This window comes from Palleronia pontilimi, assembly GCF_016412875.1.
In the GTDB taxonomy this organism is placed as follows: Bacteria; Pseudomonadota; Alphaproteobacteria; order Rhodobacterales; family Rhodobacteraceae; genus Palleronia; species Palleronia pontilimi.
In genome coordinates this window covers 237806-259836 of the sequence record NZ_JAEKPD010000007.1, presented here as the reverse complement: position 1 = coordinate 259836, position 22031 = coordinate 237806, and the positions used below count along the sequence as shown (strand labels likewise).

The following is a 22031-nucleotide window of genomic DNA, read 5'->3' as shown; positions in this document are numbered from 1 at the left end:
GCCTGGCTCCCTTCGGGAACGGTTAGGTGCGGGTCTCGGACTTGTCGTCGGTGTGCACCGCGGGGGTCGCAGGTTTGTCGCTTTCATCGGGGCTTGCGATCTCGCGCGCGTTCTCGGCCTTCTTGGCCTCGTCGTCGCTGTCGCTCACGCCCTTCTTGAAGGCGGTGATCCCCTTGCCGACTTCGCCCATCAAGGACGAGATCTTGCCGCGCCCGAACAGCACCAGCACCACGACTGCGATCAAAAGAAGGCCCGGAAGGCCGATATTGTTGAGCATCTGCTCTCTCCCTTTTCGGGCGGCACGTGCAGCGCCGCCGGAACGTCCGCATGTTATCTATGCGAAGTCAGGGCTGGCGTGAAGGCGCAAAGCGGTCACCTTTTCGATGGTCGCGGCGAATTTCCAAGGCCCCGGGCCATGGCGCCCGGTTTTGCGATGCAAAACCCTGTCCGCACACGCGGTTGCGGTCGGATCCGAAGGCGCACGAGCTTCCAGCGGTATGGCGCCCACGCCGCCGTTGACCTCGATCCACCTTCACCGCTCGTCAGCGGCGCGGCAACGTCACGGCCTGTCCCGTCAGGGCGGAGTCCTGCGCGGCAAGCCCCATTTCGACCGCGATCGCGCCGTCCTGCAACGACACTTCGACCGGGCCGCGCCCCAGCACGACCTCGCGGAAACGGCTATGCTGGTAGAAGGTCGAGCCGTTGTGGTCACCCGCATCCAGAAGCGTCGGATCCACCGGAACTTCAATGGCTTGCGGGCCGCGCGGACTGCGCGGGCTGATGATGACCTGCGCCACGGGCGGCGCGCCCAGATGCGTGGGCCAGAAGCGGCCCGGTCCCGGCACATGCGCCTCGATCTTGCCCTTGGGACCGACCACGCTGATCTCTTCCTGGAACCGCGCGCCCTCGGCGAACATGCACAATTCCAGCATCGCGCGCGCGCCGTTGTCGAAATCGACGATGACATAGCCGTTGTCCCAGATGTCCGGGCGGCGTCCGTCGATCACTTCGTCGCGGTGATTGACCGCTTGCGACGCACTGGCCATGACCCGCACCGGCTCGGCGCGCAGGATCAGGCGCATGAGATCGAAGAAATGACAGCATTTTTCCACCAGCGTGCCGCCCGAACGGTCGTTGAACCGGTTCCAGTCGCCGACCTTTTGAAGGAACGGATAGCGGTGCTCGCGGATCGTCAGCATGACCGGACCGCCGGTGGCCGCGTCTACCTGCTCGATCAGCGCCTGGATCGGGGGCATGTAGCGGTATTCCATCGCCACCCAGATCGGCGCGGAATAGTCGATCTGCAACAGGGACCGCGCCTGGTCCGGCGCCGTGAAGAGCGGTTTTTCCATCAGCATGGGCAGCGCGCGGCGGGCGGCGATCTGCGCGATCTGGTCCACGTGCAGGTTGTTGGGCGACGCCACGACCAGGCAATCCAGCGGCGCGACGGCCAGCAGGGCGTCGATATCGGGACAGAGCTGCGCCTGCGGGGCCAGCGCGCGCGCCAGGGCTGCCTGCTGGCTGTCGGGTTCGACCACCGCGACGACGCGGGCGTCGGGCAACAGGGCGATATTGCGCATGTGCTCCTGCCCCATCATCCCGCACCCGATGATCCCGTAATTTACGATTTCAGGCATTCATATTCCTATTTGAGCCGATTCACGTAGCGAACCTTGTCCGAATCGAACCAGGTTCGCGAAAATTCGCAGGGCGTGCCATCCTGCGCCCAGGCCAGGCGCTCCACGTGTCCCATGAGCGTTCCAACCGGTTGCGCAAGACGCTCATCCGCCCAATCGGGCAAGCCGGCCACGCCGATCCGGTCTTCGACCCGCACGATGCGCAGGGACAGGTGCGTGCGATAGGTGTTGTAGAGCGACGGTGTGATCACATCGCGCGTCAGACCGGACCCGCGGGCCCGGTCCAGCCAGATTTCCTCGAGTGCGGCGGCAGTGCCGTCCAGGCTGCGCAGGCGCCTGATGCGAAACGCCTGGGGATCCTCGCCGAAGTCCGGCGCGTCACTTGGCTTCGGCCGCAGATCGAATGCGATCAGCCGCGCATCCGGCCGCCCCTCGCCGCCGGGCGGCTCGAGCCGGAAGAAGCCGTACAGCCCGCCGATATCGCGCACCCCCCGCACGTAATTGCCCGAGCCGTGCCGCCGCTCGATCAGCCCCTGCGCCTGCAATTCCCGCAGTGATTTCCGCACGGTGCCCACGGCGACCCGGTGGGTTTGCGCAAGCTCGCGTTCGGGCGGCAGACGTTCGCCGGCGATCAACGTGCCGGACGCGATCTGGCGCACCAGAAGGTCGGTGATCTGCCGGTAAAGCGGCGCGGTCGGTGGCGGGGGCATGGCGGCCTTGACGGAATTGATATACGATTGATGCACATTCGGGGCCATGCTAGGCAAGCTGAAAATGCACCGTCTGAAAGGGTCGCGCGCATGAGCATCGTTCCCATCACATCGGCCGATCTGGACGCGATCGAAGTGTCGTGGTTCGCGGCGCTCTGTTCGGATGATTACGAATATCTCGGCATGCCCGACGGGAATCTGCGGTCCAGCTGGTCCCATTGCAGCGCGATCCTGAAAGAGGCCGAGGCGCAGGGCTTCCGCAACATCCTGTGCCCGTCGTCCTACCAGGTGGGCCAGGACACGCTCAGCTTTGTGGCGGGCGGCGCGCCGATCACGGACCGCATCAACATGCTGGCCGCCATCCGCTGCGGCGAGATGCAGCCGATCATGCTGGCGCGCACGGTGGCGACGCTGGATCACATGCTGGAAGGTCGACTGACGCTGAACGTGATCTCGTCCGACTTCCCGGGCGAAAAAGCCGACAGCGCCTTCCGCTACCAGCGCTCGCGCGAGGTGGTCGAGATCCTGAAACAGGCCTGGACGCGGGACGAGATCAACTTCACCGGACAGGTATATGATTTCAAAGGGATTACGACGGATCCCGCGAAGCCCTACCAGACCGGCGGGCCGCTGCTCTACTTCGGCGGCTACTCGCCCCCCGCGCTGGATCTCTGCGGCGAGCATTGCGACGTCTATCTCATGTGGCCCGAGCCCAAGGACCAGATCGCCGAGCGCATGAAAGCCGTCCATCAAGTCGCTGAGGAATATGACAGAACGCTGGATTACGGCCTGCGCGTCCACATGATCGTGCGCGATACCGAGGCCGAGGCGAAGGAATACGCCGAGCACCTGGTCAGCAAGCTGGACGACGAATACGGCGCGCTGATCCGAGACCGTGCCCATGACAGCACCAGCCTGGGTGTCAGCCACCAGGCCCGCGCCCGCGACCTGGCCGACCAGTTCGGCTATGTCGAGCCGCATCTGTGGACCGGGATCGGGCGCGCGCGCTCGGGCTGCGGCGCCGCACTGGTGGGCAGCACCGACCAGGTCCTGAGCGAGATCGAGGCCTATCGCGAAATGGGGATTCGCGCTTTCATCTTCTCGGGCTACCCTCACCTTGATGAGTGCCGATCGGTCGGGTCCCGGATCCTGCCGCATTTGAAAACCTGTTCGCTGCCGCACGCCTATGGACGCGTGCCCGCGGCGACACCGAAGACCCCGCTCGGGGCAGGAGAACGCCGCTGATGGATCGCGTGGAACTGCAAGAGGGGCTGAGCCTCAGCCGGATCGTCTATGGGATGTGGCGGCTCGGCGACGATTCCGACACCAGCGCCGCCCATGTCCGCGACAAGATCGAGGCCTGCATCGACCAGGGCATCACCACGCTGGACCAGGCCGACATCTACGGCGGCTACATGGCGGAAGAGATCATGGGCAAGGCCCTGACCAAGGATCTGCGCCAGCGCATCGAGATCGTGACGAAATGCGGCATCGTGGCCCCCGCCGGGCGGCACAAGGGCGCGCGGGTCAAGCATTACGACACCTCTAGCGCGCATATCGAAGCGTCCATCGACCAGTCGCTGAAGCTCATGGGCATCGACGAGATCGACCTGCTGCTGATCCACCGCCCCGATCCCTTCATGGACCACCACGACACCGGCGCCGCGCTGGATGCCGCCGTTAAGGCGGGCAAGGTGCGCGCCGTGGGCGTGTCGAACTTCAAGCGGCACGACTGGACGCTGCTGCAATCGGCCATGCAGACCAAGCTGGTCGCCAACCAGATCGAGATGTCGCTGGGCCACACCGACCCCTTCACCAACGGCGACCTGGCCTTCATCCAGGAATACGGCGCGGCGCCCATGGCCTGGTCGCCCCTTGGCGGCGGCACGCTGATGACCGGCAAGGGCGGCCACACCAAGCTGCGCACCAACCTTTCCGATTTCGCCAAGCGCGAGGGCTGCGACATGGCCGCCGTCGCCGTCGCCTGGCTGCTGGCCCATCCCGCCCGCATCCTGCCCGTCATGGGCACCAACAACCTGGACCGCATCAAATCCATCGGCGACGCCCGGAAGGTGAAGATCAGCCGCCAGGACTGGTTCGAGCTTTATTCCTACGCCATCGGCCGGGAAGTACCCTGAGCGGATGGACAAGGTCGCCACGCAGGTTTCCCCGCAGGACGGACGCGCGCTCAGGCAGGCCCTGGGCCGCTTCGCCACGGGCGTCACGGTCATCACGACGGGGGCCGATACCGGGCCGCTGGGCATCACCGCCAACAGTTTCGCGTCGGTCTCGCTGGATCCGCCGCTGGTGCTGTGGGCGCCCGCCAAGTCGTCGAGCCGGTTCAAGCCCTTCACCGAATGCGACAATTTCGCCATCCACGTGGCGGCCGACGACCAGGTCGCGCTGGCCGATACCTTCGTCAAGGAAGGCGACGCCTTCGACAAGCTCGACTGGTGGCGCCACGACGACGGCACGCCCCTGATCGAGGATTGCCTGGCGCGGTTCCACTGCACGACCGAGACGATCCACGACGCGGGCGACCACGTCATCGTCATCGGCCGGGTGCTCAGCGCCGTGCACCGGGATGGCGCTCCGCTGATCTTCGCGGGCGGAAAATATGGGCAGTTCACAAGGCTGGACTGACCTGCAAAGGTGAGAAGACGACGCAGCCGCGATCAACGGGGCGCGGGGGCGACATAGGGAGGAGCGGCGCATGCGCGTCCTGAAGGGCCTTTTGTGGCCTTTCCAGACATGGAACGACCTGGTGTTGCCGGTGGGCCGCATCGTCTCCATCGTCGCCATCGCGCTGATGGTCGCCGCGATCCTGGTCCAGGTCTTCTTTCGCTACGTGCTTAACAACGCCCTGCCCTGGCCCGACGAGGCCGCGCGCTTCATGATGCTGTGGATGACCGGCCTGATGGCGCCCATGGCCTATCGCCGGGGCGGTTTCGTGGCCATCGACACGATCCTGGTGCTGCTGCCGCGCGTGCTGGCCGCCGCCCTATCGCTGGTCCTTCTGGCCATCGCAGCCGTGGTGCTGGGCTTCGCCGTCCGCATCGGCTGGTCCGAGGTCACGGGCTTCGGCGGTCGCTTCGCCACCGCGTCGCTGTATCTGCCGCTGCCCGACGGCTGGTACCGCATCCCGCGGTCGTGGATGATGGCCAGCCTGCTTGTCGGTGTCGTGCTCATGCTGATCGTCAATATCGAGCTGATCCTGCGCAACATCCTGACGCTTCTGGGCGCCGAGGACCTGAAAGAGATCGCGCCCGCCGAAGAAGAAATCATGGCGGAATGACATGCTGATCTGGTTCCTGCCCGTTTTCCTGATCTTCCTGGTGCTGGGCCTGCCCGTCTTCTTCGGCCTGCTGGCAGCCCCCGGAATCCTGCTGTGGATGGCCGGGCAAGAGCGCGACATCACCCTGCTCTATCGCAATGTCTATAACGGCATGGACAGCTTCCCGCTGATGGCGATCCCGTTCTTCATGCTGGCGGGCGAGCTGATGAACAAGGGCGGCATCACCGCGCGGCTGGTCGAGTTCTCTCAGGCGCTCATGGGACACCTGCGCGGCGGGCTGGCGCACGTGAACGTGCTGAGCTCGATGCTGTTCGCGGGGCTGTCGGGCTCGGCCGTGGCCGATACCAGCGCGCTCGGCTCGATGTTGATCCCGGCGATGGAGCGTCAGGGCTATACCCGCAAGTTCGCCGCCGCCATCACCGCTGCCAGTTCCGTCATCGGCCCGATCATCCCGCCCTCGGGCATCATGATCATCTATGCCTACGTCATGGGCGAGTCGGTCGCCGCGCTGTTCCTGGCGGGCATCGTGCCCGGTGCGCTGGTCGGCGTCGGGTTGATGATCGTCATCAAATTCATGGCCGACAAGTACGATTTCCCCGTCGCCAGCCGGAAAAGCACGTGGGCCGAGCGCGGACAGGCCAGTCTGAAGGCGTTCTTCCCGCTGCTGACCCCCGTCATCATCATGGGCGGGATCCTTCTGGGCATCTTCACCCCGACCGAGGCCGCCGCCGTCGCCGTGGCCTATGCCCTTTTCATCGGGCTCTTCGTCATGCGGACCCTCAAATTCTCGGAAATCGGCGAGGTGCTGTCGCGCTCGGCCACGACCTCGGCCGTGGTGCTGCTGCTGGTGGGGGCTGCGATGGCGTTCAAGACGGTGGTGTCGCTCAGCCACGCGCCCGAGATCATGGCCGACTACATCCTGTCGCTGTCGGAAAACCCGCTGATCCTGCTGTTCCTCATCAACCTGCTGCTGTTCGCCGTGGGCATGTTCCTGGACGCGGGCCCCGCGATCATCATCCTGGGGCCCATCCTGGGGCCCATCTTCGTCGACCTCGGCGTCGATCCGATCCACTTCGCCATCATCATGTCCGTGAACCTGACCGTGGGGCTGGCCACGCCGCCCATGGGGCTGGTGCTCTTCGTGGCCTCGTCGGTCAGCGGCGAACGGGTCGAAGCGATTTCCCGGGCGATCCTGCCCTTCCTCGCGGTCGAGGTGCTGGTGATCTTCCTGATCACCTATATCCCCGCGCTATCCATGACGATCCCGCGCCTGACGGGCTTCGCGAACTGACCATCAACAAGGGAGAGAACAGATGTTGAAACACCTGACCACCGCCGCGCTGTCCGCGGCCCTGCTGGGGGGCACGGCCGTCACCGCCTTCGCCGCCGAGCACACCGAAACGATCACCCTGCGCGCCACGGCCAACTCGAACGAAAACGACGAGGATTACGACGGCCTGATCGTGTTCAAGAACTTCGTCGAGCAGGCCTCCAACGGCGCCATCGCGGTCGAGATGTTCATCGGCACGCAGCTCTGCTCGAACGGCGCCGAGTGCATGCAGGGCGTGGCCGACGGCGCCATCGACATCTACGTGTCGACCTCGGGCGGGACCTCCGGCATCTTCCCCTTCGTGCAGGTGCTGGACCTGCCCTACCTGATGGCCAACGACCGCGTGGCGGAGGGCGTGCTGGAGAACGGCACCGAGTTCGTGACCACCATGCAGGACATGGTCGAAGAGACCTCCGGCGGCGCGATCAAGCTGATGACCATCGGCAATACCGGCGGCTGGCGCAACTTCGCCAACACCCAGCGGCGGATCGAAACCCCCGCCGACCTGGAAGGACTGAAGATCCGCACCGTGGTCGCCGACCTGCCGCAGGAACTGACGCGCGCCCTCGGCGCGTCTCCGACCCCGATCCCGTGGCCGGAACTCTTCACCTCGCTGCAGACGGGCGTGGTCGAGGGCTCGAAGAACGGCATCACCGACATCATGGGCATGAAGTTTCCCGATGCGGGCCTGCAATACCTGACGCTGGACGGCCACGCCTATATGGGCGCGCTGTGGTTCATGAATGGCGAGCGGTTCAACGGTCTGACCGACGACCAGAAGCGCATCGTCGTGGACGGGTTCTACCAGTTGCAACAGGCCACCTTCGCGTCGCCCAAGCGCAAGTCCATCGACGCCTACCAGGCGTTCCAGGAGGGCGGCGGCGACCTTTATGTGCCCACGCCCGAGCAGAAGCAGATGTTCGCGGATGCGGCGGCACCAGTCTACGACTGGTTCACCCAGAACGTCGACGGCGGCAAGGCCGTCTATGACGCGATGACCGCGACCGTGGAAAAGGTCGAGGCCGAGATCGCCGCCCAGCGCGAAGCCACGATCCAGTAAAGCCCGCCGCGGCAACCGCAAACGACACCGCCGGAGCTGCAAGGCTCCGGCGGTTTTCGTTTCTTCGGGCAGGCAAACGTTTTCCTCGAGGAAAACATCACGGATTTCTCGAGAAATCCGGCCCCCTCAACTCAGGTGGTGCACCGGCTGCAACCCGTAGACCGGCGTCGGCAGTCCCGCCTCGCGCGCCTTCAGCTGCAGCGCGAGGTACAGCGAATAGTGCCGCGACTGGTGCAGGTTGCCGCCGTGGAACCACAGGTTCGGCTGCTGCGTGGGCTTCCACATGTTGCGCTGCTCGCCTTCCCACGGGCCGGGATCCTTGGTGGTGTCGGACCCCAGGCCCCAGACCTTTCCGACCATGTCCGCCATGTCCTGGCCCATCAGGTCCGCGACCCAGCCGTTCATCGACCCGTAGCCGGTGGCCAGCACCACCAGGTCGGCCTCGAGCTCGGTGCCGTCCTCCAGCCGCACGCCGGTCTCGGTGAATTCCTTCATCTGGCCGTTCACCAGTTTCACCTTGCCGTCGATGACCAGCTGGCTCGCGCCCACGTCGATGTAATAGCCCGACCCGCGGCGCAGGTATTTCATGAACAGGCCCGATCCGTCATCGCCCCAATCGTGCTGGAACCCCGCATCCTCGAGCCCCTTGTAGAAATCGGCATCGCGCTTGGCGATCTCCTCGTAGACGGGGATCTGGAACTCGTGCAGGATCTTGTATGGCAGCGACGCGAAGATCATGTCGGCCTTCTCGGTCGTCACGCCGTTGCGCACCGCCTTCTCGGAGTAGAGATCGCCCAGGCCCACATCCATCAGGCTGTCGGACTTCACGATATGGGTGGACGACCGCTGCACCATGGTCACGTCTGCGTCATGCTCCCAAAGCGCGGCGCAGATGTCGTGGGCCGAGTTGTTGGACCCGATCACCACCACCTTCTTGCCAGTGTAGGCATCGGGGCCGGGATGCTCGCTGGAATGCTGGATCTCGCCCTTGAACTGGTCGGCGCCGGGAAAGTCGGGCTTGTTCATCTTGCCCGACATGCCGGTGGCCATGACCAGGTGCTTGGGCTTCAGGATCACCTCTTCGCCGTCGCGATCCACGACGATGGTCCATTCGCCGGTCGCCTCGTCGAACTTGGCCGACTTGGCCTCGGAGCGGGTCCAGTAGTTCAGCTCCATCACCTTGGTGTACATTTCCAGCCAGTCGCCGATCTTGTCCTTGGGGCTGAAGACGGGCCAGTTCTCGGGGAACTTGATGTAGGGCAGATGGTCGTACCAGACCGGGTCGTGCAGGCAGAGCGACTTGTAGCGCTTGCGCCAGCTGTCGCCGGGGCGGTCGTTCTTTTCCACGATGATGGTGGGCACGCCCAGCTGGCGCAGCCGCGCGCCCAGCGCGATGCCGCCCTGTCCGCCGCCGATGATGACGGTGTGCGGCTGTGTCTTGTAGCCCAGCTCGGCCGCTTCGCGCGCGCGCTCTTCCTGCCAGGTGGTGCGGTCCTTGTCGGCGCCGTGCTCGGCGCCCATGGGCCGGTCGAAGCCCTTGGGTTCCTCGTGGCCCTTCAGCTCCTGCATGGTGGTGAGCAGCGTCCAGATCTTGCCGTCCTTCAGGCGCAGCAGGCCGAAGCCGCGCGCCACGTCCGTCTCGAAGGTGATCCAGGCGGTGACGATGCCGCCCTCTTCGGTGGGCAACTCGTCTTCCAGCAGGGTCCAGTGCGACGGCTTCACCTCGTCCAGCCGCGCCTTGAGCATGTCGGCCACCTGGTCGCGGCCCTCCATGGTCTTGATGTTCCAGGTGAAGGTGACCAGGTCGCGCCAATAGCAATCCTCGACGAACATCTCGCGCACCGCGTCGATATCGCCGCGGGCCAGCGCGGCGCCGAACTGGTCGAGGAATTCCTGGGTCTGGTCGGTAAGGGTGGTGTCGAGCATTTTTGATATCTCCTTCTCCACTGAGAAGCTCAAATTGCCTGACCATACGTCAAGTATCCATGGGTCTAAGGTCTTAGTGGCAAGCAGTCGCGCAGCGCGCCGCGGATGCGCGTCCGCGGCGCCGGGGCCGTTTTCCTCGAGGAAAACGTGACGGATTTCTCGAGAAATCCGGGCCCTCAGTCCGGGCGGCGGTTCTCGATCCAGCGGATCGCCACCAGGCCGATCGCCAACGCCGCCACCGCCGCCGCGATGCCCAGCAGGAACCCGCCCGTGGCCTGGTCGACCTCGAGCACGATCAGCTTCCGCACCACCGCCAGCATCCCGATCGAGATCACGGTCCTGAGTTGCCCGAAACCGTGATCGCCCGCCACCATCTGGCGGATCGAATGGGCCAGCTCGACCGCGATCACCGCGGCGAGCACCCGGTCGAACAGCGTCTGGAACTGCACGTAATCCAGCGTCGCGTTCTCGGCCAGGGTGATGCCCACCAGCGTGCGCAGGAACGAATAGGTGGCCAGGATCACCACCCCGACCATGCCCAGCAGGATGACGCCCGAGACCACGCGCTCGAACCAGGTATAGACCGCCAGGAACGGACCTTCTTTTCTGTCGGACATACCCGCACTCCACTAGGACAGCCGAAAACCTAGCGTGGGACGCGGCCCGGGCGAGCGTGCTGGCTTGCGCCCACCCCGCGCGCCCCATAAAAGCGCGCGGAATTCAGGGGCCTTGCAGGGGACGGCATGTCAGTGCTGGTGATGAAATTCGGCGGCACATCGGTCGGCACCACCGACCGCATCAAGCGTGCCGCCAAGCGCGTGGGCCGCGAGGTGGCCAACGGCCACGATGTCATCGTGATCGTGTCGGCCATGTCGGGCAAGACCAACGAGCTGGTGGGCTGGGTCGACGAGACCTCGCCGCTTTACGACGCGCGCGAATACGACGCGGTGGTCAGCTCGGGCGAAAACGTGACCGCCGGGCTGATGGCGCTGACGCTGCAGGAAATGGATATCCCCGCGCGCAGCTGGCAGGGCTGGCAGGTGCCGCTGAAGACCAATGGCGCGCATGGCGCGGCGCGAATCGAATCCATCCCGACCGCCAATCTGGACGCGCGCTTCGCGGACGGCATGAAGGTCGCCGTGGTCGCGGGCTTCCAGGGCATATCGCCCGAGGGCCGCATCACCACCCTGGGCCGCGGCGGGTCCGACACCACCGCAGTCGCCTTCGCCGCGGCCTTCGGCGCGATGCGCTGCGACATCTACACGGATGTGGACGGCGTCTATACCACCGATCCCCGCATCACGTCCAAGGCCCGCAAGCTCGACCGCATCGCCTTCGAAGAGATGCTGGAGCTCGCCAGCCTGGGCGCCAAGGTGCTGCAGACCCGGTCGGTGGAGCTGGCGATGCGCTACAAGGTGAAGCTGCGGGTGCTCAGCTCATTCGACGAATACGACGAAACGGCCGGAACCCTGGTCTGCGGAGAGGACGAGATCATGGAAAACAACGTAGTGGCCGGTGTGGCCTATTCCCGCGACGAAGCGAAGATGACCCTCATCAGCGTGGCCGACCGGCCCGGCATCGCCGCCGCGATCTTCGGCCCCCTGGCCGAGGCGGGCGTGAACGTGGACATGATCGTGCAGAACATCTCGGAGGAAGGGCGCACCGACATGACCTTCTCGTGCCCCGTGGACCAGGTGAAGCGCGCCGCGAAAGCGATGGAAGACGCCAAGCAGCGCGGCGAGATCAATTACCACGACCTGGTCGCCGATACCGAGGTCAGCAAGGTGTCCGTGGTGGGCATCGGCATGCGCAGCCACGCGGGCGTCGCGGCCCGGATGTTCAAGGCGCTGCGCGACGAGAACGTGAACATCAAGGTCATCACGACCTCCGAGATCAAGATCAGCGTTCTGATCGACCGCAAATACATGGAATTGGCCGTCCAGGCGCTCCACGATGCGTTCGAGCTGGAAAAGGCGCGCTAGGTCCAACCGGGCCGGTCTACGGGACGAAAGCCCCCGCCCCGGCCGCTGCCGCAAATGCCGACAGAGCGCGTAGCGCTTGGACGAAATCGGAAATCGAATTAATCCGGGATAATGACCAGACTGCAATCTGAGCGAATGTCATTGACGGCGCTTGCGCATTGTGGCTGCACGGATCTTGAGAAATTTGATTGAATAAATTGAAGATCCCGGGGTCCATGCCGCACACGTCAACAGAATCCGAAAGCCGAAAACTGCTGGGCCGCTTGCGCGACGCGCTGGCGGACGACAGCGCGGGCCAGACGCGGCTGGATCGCATCACCGAACTGATCGCCGGAAGCATGCAGACCGAGGTCTGCTCGATCTACCTGTTCCGCGATCCCGAAACGCTCGAACTCTGTGCCACGCGCGGCCTGAAGCCCGAGGCCGTCCACAAGACGCGGATGCGGCTGGGCGAAGGACTGGTTGGCCGGGTGGCGCGCAAGGGGCGCGTCATCAACACGGCCGACGCACCGGCGACCCGCGGCTTCCGCTACATGCCCGAAACGGGCGAGGAACGGTATTCCTCGTTCCTGGGCGTCCCGATCCAGCGGCTCGGCGAAAACCTGGGCGTGCTTGTCGTGCAATCGAAGACCGCCCGCGAATATTCCGAAGACGAGGTCTACGGCCTGGAAGTCGTCGCCATGGTGCTGGCCGAGATGACCGAGCTCGGCGCGTTCATCGGCGAAGGTGCGGCCCTGTCGGCGCGCCACCAGCAGCCGGTGATGATCAAGGGCACCGTCGGCCAGGAAGGCACCGCCGAAGGCCAGGTCTGGCTGCACGAGCCGCGCGTCGTCGTCACCAACCCCATCGCCGAGGACCCCGAGGCCGAGACCAAGCGCCTGACCGACGCGATCGAGCAGCTGCGCGCCAGCGTCGACGACATGCTCGACGGCCACAAGAACGCCGACAAGGACCAGCGCGAGGTCCTGGAAACCTACCGGATGTTCGCCCACTCGCGCGGCTGGCTGCGCCGCATGTGCCAGGATATCGAGCGCGGGCTTTCGGCCGAAGCGGCCGTCGAAAAAGAGCAATCCGCCGCCCGCACCCGCCTGCAGAACGCGCCCGACGCCTACATGCGCGAACGGCTGACCGATCTGGACGACCTGTCGCGCCGCCTGCTGCGCATCCTGACGGGCCAGGGCCGCGAAACCGGGGCCGAGATGCCGAAGAACCCGATCCTGGTCGCCCGCAATATCGGCCCCGGCGAGCTTCTGGATTACGGCCGCTCGCTGAAGGGGATCGTGCTGGAACAGGGCTCGGTCGGCTCCCACGCGGCGATCGTGGCGCGCGCTTTGGCGATCCCGCTGGTGGTTCATGCCCGCGACATCATCGCCGAGGCGCTGAACGGCGATCCGATCCTGGTGGATGGCGAGCAGGGCATCGTCCACCTGCGCCCCGAGGAAAACATCGTCGCCGCCTTTCGCGACAAGATGGCGATGCAGGCCAAGGCCCAGGAACGCTATGCCGGTCTGCGCGACCAGCCCGCACGCACGCTTTGCGGCTCGGTCATCGAGCTGACGATGAATGCGGGGCTGATGGCCGACCTGCCGTCGCTGGCCAGTTCCGGCGCCGAAGGCGTGGGCCTCTTCCGCACCGAGCTTCAGTTTCTCGCCCGCTCGAAAGTGCCGCGCCGGGGCGATCTGGCCGCGCTTTACCTGCGCGTGCTCAACGCCGCCGACGGCAAGCCCGTGACCTTCCGCACGCTCGATATCGGGTCCGACAAGGTGCTGCCCTACATGAAGCGCCCCGAAGAGCCGAACCCGGCGCTGGGGTGGCGGGCGATCCGGGTGGGGCTGGACAAGAAGGGCATCATGCGGATGCAGAACCAGGCGCTGATCCGCGCCGCCGTGGGCCGCCCCCTGCGCGTCATGTTCCCGTTCATCGCCCAATTCGACGAGTTCCGCGAGGCGCGCCAGATGCTGCTGGACGAGATCGAGCGCGAGCGCAAACTGGGCCATGACCTGCCCACCGACCTGAAGATTGGCGCCATGCTGGAAACCCCGTCGCTGGTCTTCGCGCCGCACCAGTTCTACGACATGGCCGATTTCATCTCGATCGGCGGCAATGACCTCAAGCAGTTCTTCTTCGCCGCCGACCGCGAAAACGAACGGGTCCGCCGCCGCTACGACACGCTGAACGTGAGCTTCCTGACGTTGATCGGCACGATCGTGGCGCGCTGCCGCGAAGCGGGCACGCCGGTCAGCTTTTGCGGCGAAGATGCGGGCCGCCCGGTCGAGGCGCTGTGCTTCGCCGCCATGGGGCTGCGATCGCTGTCCATGCGCCCGGCCTCCATCGGGCCGATCAAGCACCTGCTGCGGCGCGTGAACCTGGACGAAGCGCGCGCGGTGATCGAGATGTCGCGCGCCGCGGGGGTGCAATCGGTGCGGGCCGACGTCACCGAATGGCTGGGACAGGCCATGGCGCGCGCCCCGGCGAACTGAGCCGAACTCGGCCCATCGCTTTCCCTGTTCGCTAAGAATATCCCGGCGCGGGCGCGTCAGCCGATCTGCTTGGGCGGCTGCATCTTCAGCCGGAATTCCTGCATCAGCACCTCGAAGGGAATGTCCTCATCCCGCGCCAAGGCCCGCAGGCCGAAATAGACACGCGCCATTTCCTGGTAATAGCTGGTGAAGGCGTAATTCGTGGCGGCCCCCGCCATGGCGCCCAGTACCGGCACCGCCTGGGTGGCCAGCTTCTGGCTCAGGACCGTGGCCAGCTTCGGCGCGACCCGCGCGATGATCCCGTGCACCGCCGCACCCGACAGCGTCACGCGCGACGACAGGAAGGCCAGGTCCGCACCGTCATCGTCCGAGAGCGGCCCCGAGGCCGAGAACACCTTGATGCACTGCGCCTGCACCAGCGGCGTGTCGGTATCGAAGCCCAGATCGGTCGCAACCCCCTGGATCGCGCGCAGCAGCATGGTGATCGTCACCGGCAACTCGGCGAGCGCCGTGGGCAGGCCGCCCACGCCCCCCGCCGCGCCCATGGCAGCGGTCATGGCGGTGTTCTGCCAGTCGGGCCGGTCCGGCACCGACCGGCGCGACGCCCACGCCACGCGGGACGCGTATTCCAGCCCCTGCCGGGTCGCGCCTTCGATCTGCATGCGCACCGACACGGGCAGCTTTTCCAGCTGGTGTTCCAGCTGCGAGCCGACGAGGCCAAGACCGCGCATCACGATCCCGCGCGCGTTTTTCGACCGCCGCGCCAAGGCCTCGAGCTCGGCCGCGATTTCGGGCGCGATCTGGTCGGTGGTCACGGGGATGTCGGTGCCTGATGTCTCGCTCATTTCCCCAAGATGGGGGCAAGCGGCGATGTCGACAAGTTCAAACCGCGCGCGTGACCGCACCGGTCACGCCGTCCCACGCGCCGGGGACCAGCGCATGGCCCAGCACGCGATCGGGATTTGTGGGCGGCGGCATGGCGACATCGCCCAGCTTCTCGAACCCGAACCGCCCGTAATAGGGCGCATCGCCCACCAGAAGTGCGCGCGCCCAGCCCAGTCCGGCCGCGCGCTCCAGCACTTCCTGCATCAGAAGCGCCCCCAGGCCTTCGCCCTGGCGCGTCGGGTGCACCGCGACGGGTCCCAGCAACAGCGCCTCGGCCGTCCCGATCCGCACCGGCCAGACCCGCACCGCGCCGCCCAGGATGCCGCCCTCGTCGCGCAGCACCAGGCACAGATCCGCCACCGGCGAGACGCCTTCGCGCAGCCGGTAGGACGACAGCGCCGTGCGCCCGGGCGCGAAGCTCAGATCGAACAGCGCCTCGACCTCCCACCGGTCCTCGGGAGCTTCCTTGCTCAATCCCCGCATGCGTGTGCCGCGCCCATCCCCGATAAAACTGGCCGCCGCCCTAGCACGGGGCTAGGTCTGGATACAAACCAGATGAAGGACCATCCCCCGCATGTTCTATCGCCCCCAAGACGGCCACGGCCTGCCCCACAATCCGTTCAACGCCATCGTGACGCCGCGGCCCATCGGCTGGATCTCGACCCGCGGGTCGGACGGCTCGGAAAACTTGGCACCCTATTCGTTCTTCAACGCGGTCGCCTACACGCCGCCGCAGGTGATGTTCTCGTCCACGTCGGCGAAAGAGGATCGCGGCGACACCAAGGACAGCGTGGCCAATATCCGCGACACGGGCGTGTTCTGCGTGAACATCGTGGAATACGCGATGAAGGACGTGATGAACGAAAGCTCGGGCGCCTGGGACAAGGAGGTGGACGAGTTCACCAAGGCCGGTGTCGCGCGCGCCGACTGCGAAACGATCCCCTGCTCGCGGGTGGCCGACGGTCCCGCGTCGCTGGAATGCAAGTTGACCCAGATCGTCAAGATCGAGGGCGCGCACAATTTCCTGGTCCTGGGCGAGGTCACGGGCGTCCACATGCGCGACGATTGCCTGGTCGACGGCGAATTCGACGTGCTTCGGTTCAACCCGCTGACACGCATGGGCTACCGCGACTATTCGGTGATCCGCGAGAAATTCGCGCTCAAGCGTCCCGGCGAATAGCGACTTCCACCAGCCCGGGCGCGCCGGTCAGTGCCCCGCGCCCAGCTGGCCCGTCCGCACCCCGTAATCCACCGCCAGCGCGTAGTCGGGATCGTCCTCGCTGTCGGTCATCAGCTGGCCTGCCTTCGTCAACAGGTAGTGGCAGTCGCGGCTCAGGTGGCGCAGTTCAAGCCGCTTTCCCGCGGCCTCGTATTTCGCCGCCAGCGCCTCGATGGCGGTCAGCGCCGACTGGTCGGCCACGCGCGATGCCGCGAAATCCACGATCACCAGATCCGGGTCGTTTTCGGGATCGAAGAGCTCCGAAAACCCTTCGGCCGAACCGAAGAACAGCGGCCCGTCGATGGCATAGATCTTCGCGCCGTCTTCGGTGATCTCGGTGCGGGCGTGGATGCGGCGCGCGTTTTGCCAGGCATAGGCCAGCGCGCTCACTATCACGCCCACGACCACCGCCGTCGCCAGGTCGTAGGCCACCGTCACGCCGGTCACCAGCACGATCACGAAGGCATCGACCAGCGGCACCTTCGTGAGGATCTTCAGCGAATTCCACGCGAAGGTCCCGATCACCACCATGAACATGACGCCCACCAGGGCCGCCAGCGGCACCAGCTCGATCACCGGGGCGAAGAACAGGATGAAGGCCAGCAGGAACAGCGCCGCCGAGATCCCCGACAACCGCATCCGGCCGCCCGAATTCACGTTGATCATCGACTGGCCGATCATCGCGCAGCCGCCCATGCCGCCGAAGAAACCCGTCACCGTGTTGGCGGCACCCTGGGCGATGCACTCCTTCGACGCGCCGCCGCGCCGCCCCGTGATCTCGCCCACCAGGTTCAGCGTCAGCAGCGACTCGATCAGTCCGATGGCCGCCAGGATCACCGAATAGGGCAGGATGATCTCGAACGTCTCCCATGTCAGGGGCACCATCGGGATATGGAAGGACGGTAGCCCGCCCTGGATCGACGCGAGGTCGCCCACGACGGGCGTGTTCAGGCCCAGCGCGATGACCAGCACCGCCACCACCGCGATCCCGGCCAAGGGCGCGGGGACGATGTTGGTCAGCTTCGGCAGACCCCAGATGATCGCCATGGTCAGCGCCACCAGCCCCAGCATCAGGACCAGCGGCCAGCCCGACAGCCACTCGCCCCCCGACATGCCGTGGCCCGAGACTTCGGCCGTCCCGGGCACCTGGAACTGCACGAGCTGCGCCAGGAAGATCACGATCGCCAGCCCGTTCACGAAGCCCAGCATCACCGGATGCGGCACCAGCCGGATGAACTTGCCCCAGCGCATCACGCCGACGAAGATCTGGATCAGGCCCATCAGCACCACCGTGGCGAACAGGTATTCCACGCCGTGCTGGGCCACCAGGCTGACCATGACCACCGCCAGCGCGCCCGTCGCACCCGAGATCATCCCCGGCCGACCGCCGAACACGGCCGTGATGAGCCCCACGATGAAAGCGGCGTAAAGACCCACCAGCGGCTCCACCCCGGCCACGAAGGCGAAGGCCACCGCTTCGGGGACCAGCGCCAGCGCGACGGTCAGTCCCGACAGGATTTCGGTCTTGATCTGGCGGGGATCCGTGTTGGCGCGGACCGACGGCACGTTCAGTGCGTCGCCCAGGACCGAAAGCAGGGGTTTGGCCATCGTGGTCTCCTTCAGCGTGTCCCGTGGACCGTCTCGCGGCGCGTGGGGGCAGTGTTTGCGCCCGCATAGGCCCATGTGGTCCGCGAAGCCACCCCCGCGCGCCCCAATTCCGCAGCGGAAAAGACCCGTCCAGCCCACGAGGTAACGCGCATCCGGTCGAAGACCACGAAATCGCCGCGCGGCGGGGCTTCGCGGGCGGTTTTCAAGGCGCCCGACTTCGGGCAAGGTCGCGCCGACCCCGAACGGGGCCTGGCGGAAGGGGAATTGCATGGACACGCGCATCGGCATCATCGGCGGATCGGGTCTCTACCAGATCGAAGGGCTCGCGGACGCGGAATGGGTCGGCGTCGACACGCCGTGGGGCCACGCGTCGGACAAGATCCTGACCGGAACGCTGGACGGCGTGCCCATGGCCTTCCTGCCCCGCCACGGGCGCGGCCATGTGCATTCGCCGTCGACGGTGCCCTACCGCGCCAATATCGACGCGCTGAAGCGGCTGGGTGTCACCGATATCTTCAGCGTCTCGGCCTGCGGATCCTTCCGCGAGGATTTGGCACCCGGCGATTTCGTCATCGTCGACCAGTTCATCGACCGGACCGTGGGGCGCGAAAGCTCGTTCTTCGGCACCGGCTGCGTGGCGCATGTGAGCGTCGCGCACCCGACCTGCCCGCGCCTTGGCGACGCGGCCTTCGCGGCGGCGAAAGCACAGGGCGTGACCGTGCACCGCGGCGGAACGTACCTGGCGATGGAAGGCCCGCAATTCAGCTCGGCCGCGGAAAGCAAGATGTACCGCGACGCCTGGGGCGCGGACGTGATCGGCATGACCAACATGCCCGAAGCGAAATTGGCCCGCGAGGCCGAGATCTGCTACGCCAGCGTCGCCATGATCACCGATTACGACAGCTGGCATCCCGACCACGGCAGCGTCGACATCAGCGACATCCTGGCGATCCTTGGCGGCAATGCCGACGCGGCGCGGGGCCTTGTCGCGCGCTTGCCGGGCCTGCTCGGGGCCGACCGCGCCCCCTGCCCGCATGGCTGCGACCGGGCGCTCGAATTCGCGCTGATGACCGCGCCGGACCATCGGGATCCGACGCTGGTGGCAAAGCTCGAGGCGGTCGCGGGCCGCGTTCTGCCGCGTGGTTAATCAAACCTTCACGAATGGCGCGCAATGTGGATCCATGAAAATCGTCCTGCTTCTTTTCGCCTTGGCCTGGATCGGCGCGACCGCCGGGATCGCCCTGCCCTAGGACTGCGCAAGACAGTTTCCCTGCAGCCCTTCGGTGCTAGGTCTGCGATGACTCCGGCTCGTTCATCGCAAAGGCTTGGCCCATGACCCGCAAGACCGTCCGCGACTACATCCGCACGATCCCCGATTTTCCCACGCCGGGGATCATGTTCCGCGACATCACCACCCTGCTGGCCGATCCGCGCGGATTTCGCATGTGCGTGGACCAGATCCTGCACCCCTATGCCGACCAGCGGATCGACAAGGTCGTGGGTCTCGAGGCGCGCGGTTTCATCCTGGGCGGCGCGGTGGCGCACCAGTTGAACAAGGGGCTGGTCCTCGTGCGCAAGAAGGGCAAGCTGCCCGCCGCCACGCTGTCGCAGGACTACAACCTGGAATACGGCTCGGCCACGATGGAAATCCACGACGACGCCCTGCAGGCGGGCGAGCGGGTGCTGATCGTCGACGACCTTCTGGCCACCGGCGGCACCGCCGAAGCGGGGATCAAGCTTTGCGAACGCCTGGGCGCCGAGGTGGTGGGATGCTCGTTCATCGTCGATTTGCCCGATCTGGGCGGGCGCGAGCGGCTGACCGCCCTGGGCATCGCGGTCGACGCGCTTTGCGCCTTCGAAGGGGACTGACGTGAAGATCGGCCTTCTGCAATGCGGCGCCACCGCGCCCGAGCTCGACGTCCACCACGGCAGCTATCCCGAATTCTACGCTGAACTGCTCGGCCCCGGCTTCGACTGGCAGACCTGGCGCGTCTTCGACGGCGCGTTCCCGGAAGGGCCCGGTGACGCCGAGGGCTGGCTGGTCTCGGGCTCGAAACACGCGGTCTACGAAGACCACGACTGGATCGCGCCGCTGGAGCAGCTGATCCGCGACATCCACGCCCGGGACATCCCCCTGGTCGGCATCTGCTTCGGCCACCAGATCGTGGCCCAGGCCCTGGGCGGCCGGGTCGAAAAATTCGCGGGGGGCTGGGCGGTCGGCCGTCGCCCCTACGATCTGGACGGCGAAACGGTACACCTGAACGCCTGGCACCAGGATCAGGTGGTGCAGCCGCCCCCCGGCGCCCGGGTGATCGCGTCCAGTGACTTCACGGCCTATGCGGGCCTTGCCATCGGGCCGGCGACGCTGACGCTGCAACCGCACCCCGAATTCTCGTCCGACTACATCGCGGCCATGGTGGCGCTTCGAAGGGGCGGCACCGTTCCCGACCCGCTGCTGGACCAGGCCGCCCGCGACATCGGACAGAATGTCGACAACGCGGCCATCGGCGCGCGGCTCTCTCGATTTTTCAGGGATCATCAATGACCGACTGGCTGTCCCAAACCCCCGAGGCGGCGCAGGCCTACCTGCGCGGCCACCGCCTGGACGAGGTCGAATGCATCGTGTCCGACCTGCCCGGCATCGCGCGCGGCAAGGCGATGCCCGCGTCGAAATTCGCGCGCCAAAGCCGGTTCTTCCTGCCGTCTTCGATCTTCCTGCAAACCATCACCGGCGACTGGGCCGACGATGGCGTGGACGACGGCGCGACCGAGCCCGACATGATCCTGACCCCCGATTACGGCACCGCGACCGCGGCCCCCTGGACCGCCGACTGGACGCTCCAGGTGATCCACGACCTGCACCTGCAATCGGGCGAGCCGGTGCCGTTCGCGCCGCGCAACGTGCTGAAAAGCGTGGTCGCCGCCTATCACGCGCGCGGCTGGACGCCCGTCGTCGCCCCCGAGATGGAATTCTACCTGGTCGCCCGCAACGTGGATCCGGCCCAGAAGATCGCCCCCATGACCGGCCGCACGGGCCGCGCGGCGGCGGCGCGGCAGGCCTATTCCATGTCGGCGGTGGACGAATACGGCGCGGTGATCGACGACATCTACGACTTCGCCGAAGCGCAAGGGTTCGAGATCGACGGCATCACCCAGGAAGGCGGCGCGGGGCAGTTGGAAATCAACATGCGCCACGGCAACCCGGTGAAGCTGGCCGACGAGATCTTCTTCTTCAAGCGCCTGATCCGCGAGGCGGCGTTGCGCCACGACTGCTTCGCCACCTTCATGGCCAAACCGATCGAGGGCGAGCCGGGATCGTCCATGCACATCCACCACTCGGTGCTGGACGCCGCGGGGCACAACATCTTCAGCGCCCCGGACGGCTCGGAAACGCCCGCCTTCCAGCAATTCATCGGCGGGCTGCAGCACCACCTGCCCAGCGCGGTCGCGCTGCTGGCGCCTTACGTCAATTCCTATCGCCGCTACGTGCGCGACTTCTCGGCCCCGGTGAACCTGGAATGGGGCCGCGACAACCGCACCGTGGGCTTGCGCGTGCCAGTGTCCGACCCGGCCGCGCGGCGGGTGGAAAACCGGATCGCGGGCATGGATTGCAACCCGTATCTGGGGATCGCGGCATCGCTGGCCTGCGGGTATCTGGGGCTGGTCGAAGGCCGCACCCCACGCCCCGAGCGCACCGACGTGGCCTATGACGCGGCCAGCGACATCTCACGCAACCTGGGCGAAGCGCTTCAGACCTTCGGCGCCGACACCGCCCTGCAGGATCTGCTGGGACCTGAATTCGGGCGCATCTACACGACCGTCAAACAGGCCGAATATCACGAATACCTGCAGGTGATTTCACCGTGGGAGCGCGAGCATCTGCTGATCAACGTCTAAGC

At 66.2% G+C, this 22031-nt stretch carries 21 protein-coding genes; 13 read left to right on the top strand and 8 right to left on the bottom strand.

Features of this window, described 5'->3' with window-relative positions; genetic code table 11:
• Positions 1-22 precede the first annotated feature (22 nt).
• The 3 genes from tatA to ILP92_RS08425 all read right to left on the bottom strand — a co-directional run bounded on the left by tatA (position 23) and on the right by ILP92_RS08425 (position 2347).
• Positions 23-277, bottom strand: a complete 255-nt coding sequence (tatA, locus tag ILP92_RS08435; RefSeq protein WP_198915938.1) for a twin-arginine translocase TatA/TatE family subunit — start codon at positions 275-277, stop codon at positions 23-25.
• A gap of 265 nt (positions 278-542) precedes the next feature.
• Entirely contained in the window at positions 543-1637 is a 1095-nt protein-coding gene (locus tag ILP92_RS08430) for a Gfo/Idh/MocA family protein (protein WP_198915937.1), read from the bottom strand.
• Between the two features lie 8 nt (positions 1638-1645).
• On the bottom strand, positions 1646-2347 hold the full coding sequence (locus ILP92_RS08425) for a GntR family transcriptional regulator (protein WP_198915936.1): 702 nt from the start codon (positions 2345-2347) through the stop codon (positions 1646-1648).
• 90 nt (positions 2348-2437) lie between these two features.
• Here ILP92_RS08425 and ILP92_RS08420 point away from each other — a divergent pair, with 90 nt between their 5' ends.
• From ILP92_RS08420 to ILP92_RS08395, 6 genes are all read left to right on the top strand, one after another.
• Positions 2438-3592 (top strand): LLM class flavin-dependent oxidoreductase, encoded by a 1155-nt coding sequence (locus ILP92_RS08420; protein WP_198915935.1) that lies wholly within the window; start codon positions 2438-2440, stop codon positions 3590-3592.
• A complete protein-coding gene (locus tag ILP92_RS08415; RefSeq protein ID WP_198915934.1) occupies positions 3592-4485 on the top strand; it encodes an aldo/keto reductase in 894 nt (297 codons plus the stop codon). Before ILP92_RS08420 ends, ILP92_RS08415 begins: the two co-directional genes overlap by 1 nt.
• Positions 4486-4489: 4 nt before the next feature.
• The gene (locus ILP92_RS08410; protein WP_198915933.1) at positions 4490-4990 is read left to right on the top strand and encodes a flavin reductase family protein; all 501 of its coding nucleotides are present in this window, start codon (positions 4490-4492) and stop codon (positions 4988-4990) included.
• Between the two features lie 70 nt (positions 4991-5060).
• On the top strand, positions 5061-5642 hold the full coding sequence (locus ILP92_RS08405; protein ID WP_198915932.1) for a TRAP transporter small permease: 582 nt from the start codon (positions 5061-5063) through the stop codon (positions 5640-5642).
• A 1-nt stretch (position 5643) separates the two neighbouring features.
• The gene (locus tag ILP92_RS08400) at positions 5644-6933 is read left to right on the top strand and encodes a TRAP transporter large permease (protein WP_198915931.1); all 1290 of its coding nucleotides are present in this window, start codon (positions 5644-5646) and stop codon (positions 6931-6933) included.
• Positions 6934-6955: 22 nt separating this feature from the next.
• On the top strand, positions 6956-8032 hold the full coding sequence (locus ILP92_RS08395) for a TRAP transporter substrate-binding protein (RefSeq protein ID WP_198915930.1): 1077 nt from the start codon (positions 6956-6958) through the stop codon (positions 8030-8032).
• 126 nt (positions 8033-8158) lie between these two features.
• Here the strand turns inward: ILP92_RS08395 and ILP92_RS08390 are convergent, their stop codons facing one another.
• The gene (locus ILP92_RS08390) at positions 8159-9958 is read right to left on the bottom strand and encodes an NAD(P)/FAD-dependent oxidoreductase (RefSeq protein ID WP_198915929.1); all 1800 of its coding nucleotides are present in this window, start codon (positions 9956-9958) and stop codon (positions 8159-8161) included.
• A gap of 176 nt (positions 9959-10134) precedes the next feature.
• A complete protein-coding gene (locus tag ILP92_RS08385) occupies positions 10135-10575 on the bottom strand; it encodes a phosphate-starvation-inducible PsiE family protein (protein ID WP_198915928.1) in 441 nt (146 codons plus the stop codon).
• A gap of 126 nt (positions 10576-10701) precedes the next feature.
• Here ILP92_RS08385 and ILP92_RS08380 point away from each other — a divergent pair, with 126 nt between their 5' ends.
• Together ILP92_RS08380 and ptsP are read left to right on the top strand one after the other, a co-directional pair.
• Positions 10702-11940, top strand: coding sequence for an aspartate kinase (locus tag ILP92_RS08380; RefSeq protein WP_198915927.1), 1239 nt, complete (start codon positions 10702-10704; stop codon positions 11938-11940).
• A 215-nt stretch (positions 11941-12155) separates the two neighbouring features.
• The gene (ptsP, locus tag ILP92_RS08375; protein WP_198915926.1) at positions 12156-14420 is read left to right on the top strand and encodes a phosphoenolpyruvate--protein phosphotransferase; all 2265 of its coding nucleotides are present in this window, start codon (positions 12156-12158) and stop codon (positions 14418-14420) included.
• Positions 14421-14476: 56 nt separating this feature from the next.
• Here ptsP and ILP92_RS08370 read toward each other — a convergent pair whose 3' ends face one another.
• Together ILP92_RS08370 and ILP92_RS08365 are read right to left on the bottom strand one after the other, a co-directional pair.
• Positions 14477-15265 (bottom strand): EcsC family protein, encoded by a 789-nt coding sequence (locus ILP92_RS08370; RefSeq protein ID WP_198915925.1) that lies wholly within the window; start codon positions 15263-15265, stop codon positions 14477-14479.
• 37 nt (positions 15266-15302) lie between these two features.
• Positions 15303-15788 (bottom strand): GNAT family N-acetyltransferase, encoded by a 486-nt coding sequence (locus ILP92_RS08365; protein WP_198915924.1) that lies wholly within the window; start codon positions 15786-15788, stop codon positions 15303-15305.
• Positions 15789-15879: 91 nt separating this feature from the next.
• On the opposite strand from ILP92_RS08365, the gene ILP92_RS08360 reads away from it, so the two are divergent.
• Positions 15880-16485 (top strand): flavin reductase family protein, encoded by a 606-nt coding sequence (locus tag ILP92_RS08360; RefSeq protein ID WP_198915923.1) that lies wholly within the window; start codon positions 15880-15882, stop codon positions 16483-16485.
• A 27-nt stretch (positions 16486-16512) separates the two neighbouring features.
• Here the strand turns inward: ILP92_RS08360 and ILP92_RS08355 are convergent, their stop codons facing one another.
• A complete protein-coding gene (locus tag ILP92_RS08355; protein ID WP_198915922.1) occupies positions 16513-18132 on the bottom strand; it encodes a SulP family inorganic anion transporter in 1620 nt (539 codons plus the stop codon).
• A 268-nt stretch (positions 18133-18400) separates the two neighbouring features.
• Here ILP92_RS08355 and ILP92_RS08350 point away from each other — a divergent pair, with 268 nt between their 5' ends.
• The 4 genes from ILP92_RS08350 (at position 18401) to ILP92_RS08335 (ending at position 22029) form a co-directional block, all read left to right on the top strand.
• Positions 18401-19279 carry an S-methyl-5'-thioadenosine phosphorylase gene (locus ILP92_RS08350; RefSeq protein ID WP_198915921.1) on the top strand — a complete coding sequence of 293 codons (879 nt, stop codon included), beginning with the start codon at positions 18401-18403 and terminating at the stop codon, positions 19277-19279.
• 185 nt (positions 19280-19464) lie between these two features.
• Positions 19465-20001 (top strand): adenine phosphoribosyltransferase, encoded by a 537-nt coding sequence (locus ILP92_RS08345; RefSeq protein WP_198915920.1) that lies wholly within the window; start codon positions 19465-19467, stop codon positions 19999-20001.
• A 1-nt stretch (position 20002) separates the two neighbouring features.
• Positions 20003-20677 (top strand): type 1 glutamine amidotransferase, encoded by a 675-nt coding sequence (locus tag ILP92_RS08340; RefSeq protein ID WP_198915919.1) that lies wholly within the window; start codon positions 20003-20005, stop codon positions 20675-20677.
• Positions 20674-22029, top strand: a complete 1356-nt coding sequence (locus ILP92_RS08335; RefSeq protein ID WP_198915918.1) for a glutamine synthetase family protein — start codon at positions 20674-20676, stop codon at positions 22027-22029. The genes ILP92_RS08340 and ILP92_RS08335 overlap by 4 nt, the downstream gene beginning before the upstream one ends.
• Positions 22030-22031 lie beyond the last annotated feature (2 nt).

Excerpts from the sequence above, each read along its gene's own strand:
- tatA (WP_198915938.1), bottom strand. The coding sequence starts at position 277 with ATGCTCAACAATATCGGCCTTCCGGGCCTTCTTTTGATCGCAGTCGTG.
- ILP92_RS08430 (WP_198915937.1), bottom strand. The coding sequence starts at position 1,637 with ATGCCTGAAATCGTAAATTACGGGATCATCGGGTGCGGGATGATGGGG.
- ILP92_RS08425 (WP_198915936.1), bottom strand. The coding sequence starts at position 2,347 with ATGCCCCCGCCACCGACCGCGCCGCTTTACCGGCAGATCACCGACCTT.
- ILP92_RS08420 (WP_198915935.1), top strand. The coding sequence starts at position 2,438 with ATGAGCATCGTTCCCATCACATCGGCCGATCTGGACGCGATCGAAGTG.
- ILP92_RS08415 (WP_198915934.1), top strand. The coding sequence starts at position 3,592 with ATGGATCGCGTGGAACTGCAAGAGGGGCTGAGCCTCAGCCGGATCGTC.
- ILP92_RS08410 (WP_198915933.1), top strand. The coding sequence starts at position 4,490 with ATGGACAAGGTCGCCACGCAGGTTTCCCCGCAGGACGGACGCGCGCTC.
- ILP92_RS08405 (WP_198915932.1), top strand. The coding sequence starts at position 5,061 with ATGCGCGTCCTGAAGGGCCTTTTGTGGCCTTTCCAGACATGGAACGAC.
- ILP92_RS08400 (WP_198915931.1), top strand. The coding sequence starts at position 5,644 with ATGCTGATCTGGTTCCTGCCCGTTTTCCTGATCTTCCTGGTGCTGGGC.
- ILP92_RS08395 (WP_198915930.1), top strand. The coding sequence starts at position 6,956 with ATGTTGAAACACCTGACCACCGCCGCGCTGTCCGCGGCCCTGCTGGGG.
- ILP92_RS08390 (WP_198915929.1), bottom strand. The coding sequence starts at position 9,958 with ATGCTCGACACCACCCTTACCGACCAGACCCAGGAATTCCTCGACCAG.
- ILP92_RS08385 (WP_198915928.1), bottom strand. The coding sequence starts at position 10,575 with ATGTCCGACAGAAAAGAAGGTCCGTTCCTGGCGGTCTATACCTGGTTC.
- ILP92_RS08380 (WP_198915927.1), top strand. The coding sequence starts at position 10,702 with ATGTCAGTGCTGGTGATGAAATTCGGCGGCACATCGGTCGGCACCACC.
- ptsP (WP_198915926.1), top strand. The coding sequence starts at position 12,156 with ATGCCGCACACGTCAACAGAATCCGAAAGCCGAAAACTGCTGGGCCGC.
- ILP92_RS08370 (WP_198915925.1), bottom strand. The coding sequence starts at position 15,265 with ATGAGCGAGACATCAGGCACCGACATCCCCGTGACCACCGACCAGATC.
- ILP92_RS08365 (WP_198915924.1), bottom strand. The coding sequence starts at position 15,788 with ATGCGGGGATTGAGCAAGGAAGCTCCCGAGGACCGGTGGGAGGTCGAG.
- ILP92_RS08360 (WP_198915923.1), top strand. The coding sequence starts at position 15,880 with ATGTTCTATCGCCCCCAAGACGGCCACGGCCTGCCCCACAATCCGTTC.
- ILP92_RS08355 (WP_198915922.1), bottom strand. The coding sequence starts at position 18,132 with ATGGCCAAACCCCTGCTTTCGGTCCTGGGCGACGCACTGAACGTGCCG.
- ILP92_RS08350 (WP_198915921.1), top strand. The coding sequence starts at position 18,401 with ATGGACACGCGCATCGGCATCATCGGCGGATCGGGTCTCTACCAGATC.
- ILP92_RS08345 (WP_198915920.1), top strand. The coding sequence starts at position 19,465 with ATGACCCGCAAGACCGTCCGCGACTACATCCGCACGATCCCCGATTTT.
- ILP92_RS08335 (WP_198915918.1), top strand. The coding sequence starts at position 20,674 with ATGACCGACTGGCTGTCCCAAACCCCCGAGGCGGCGCAGGCCTACCTG.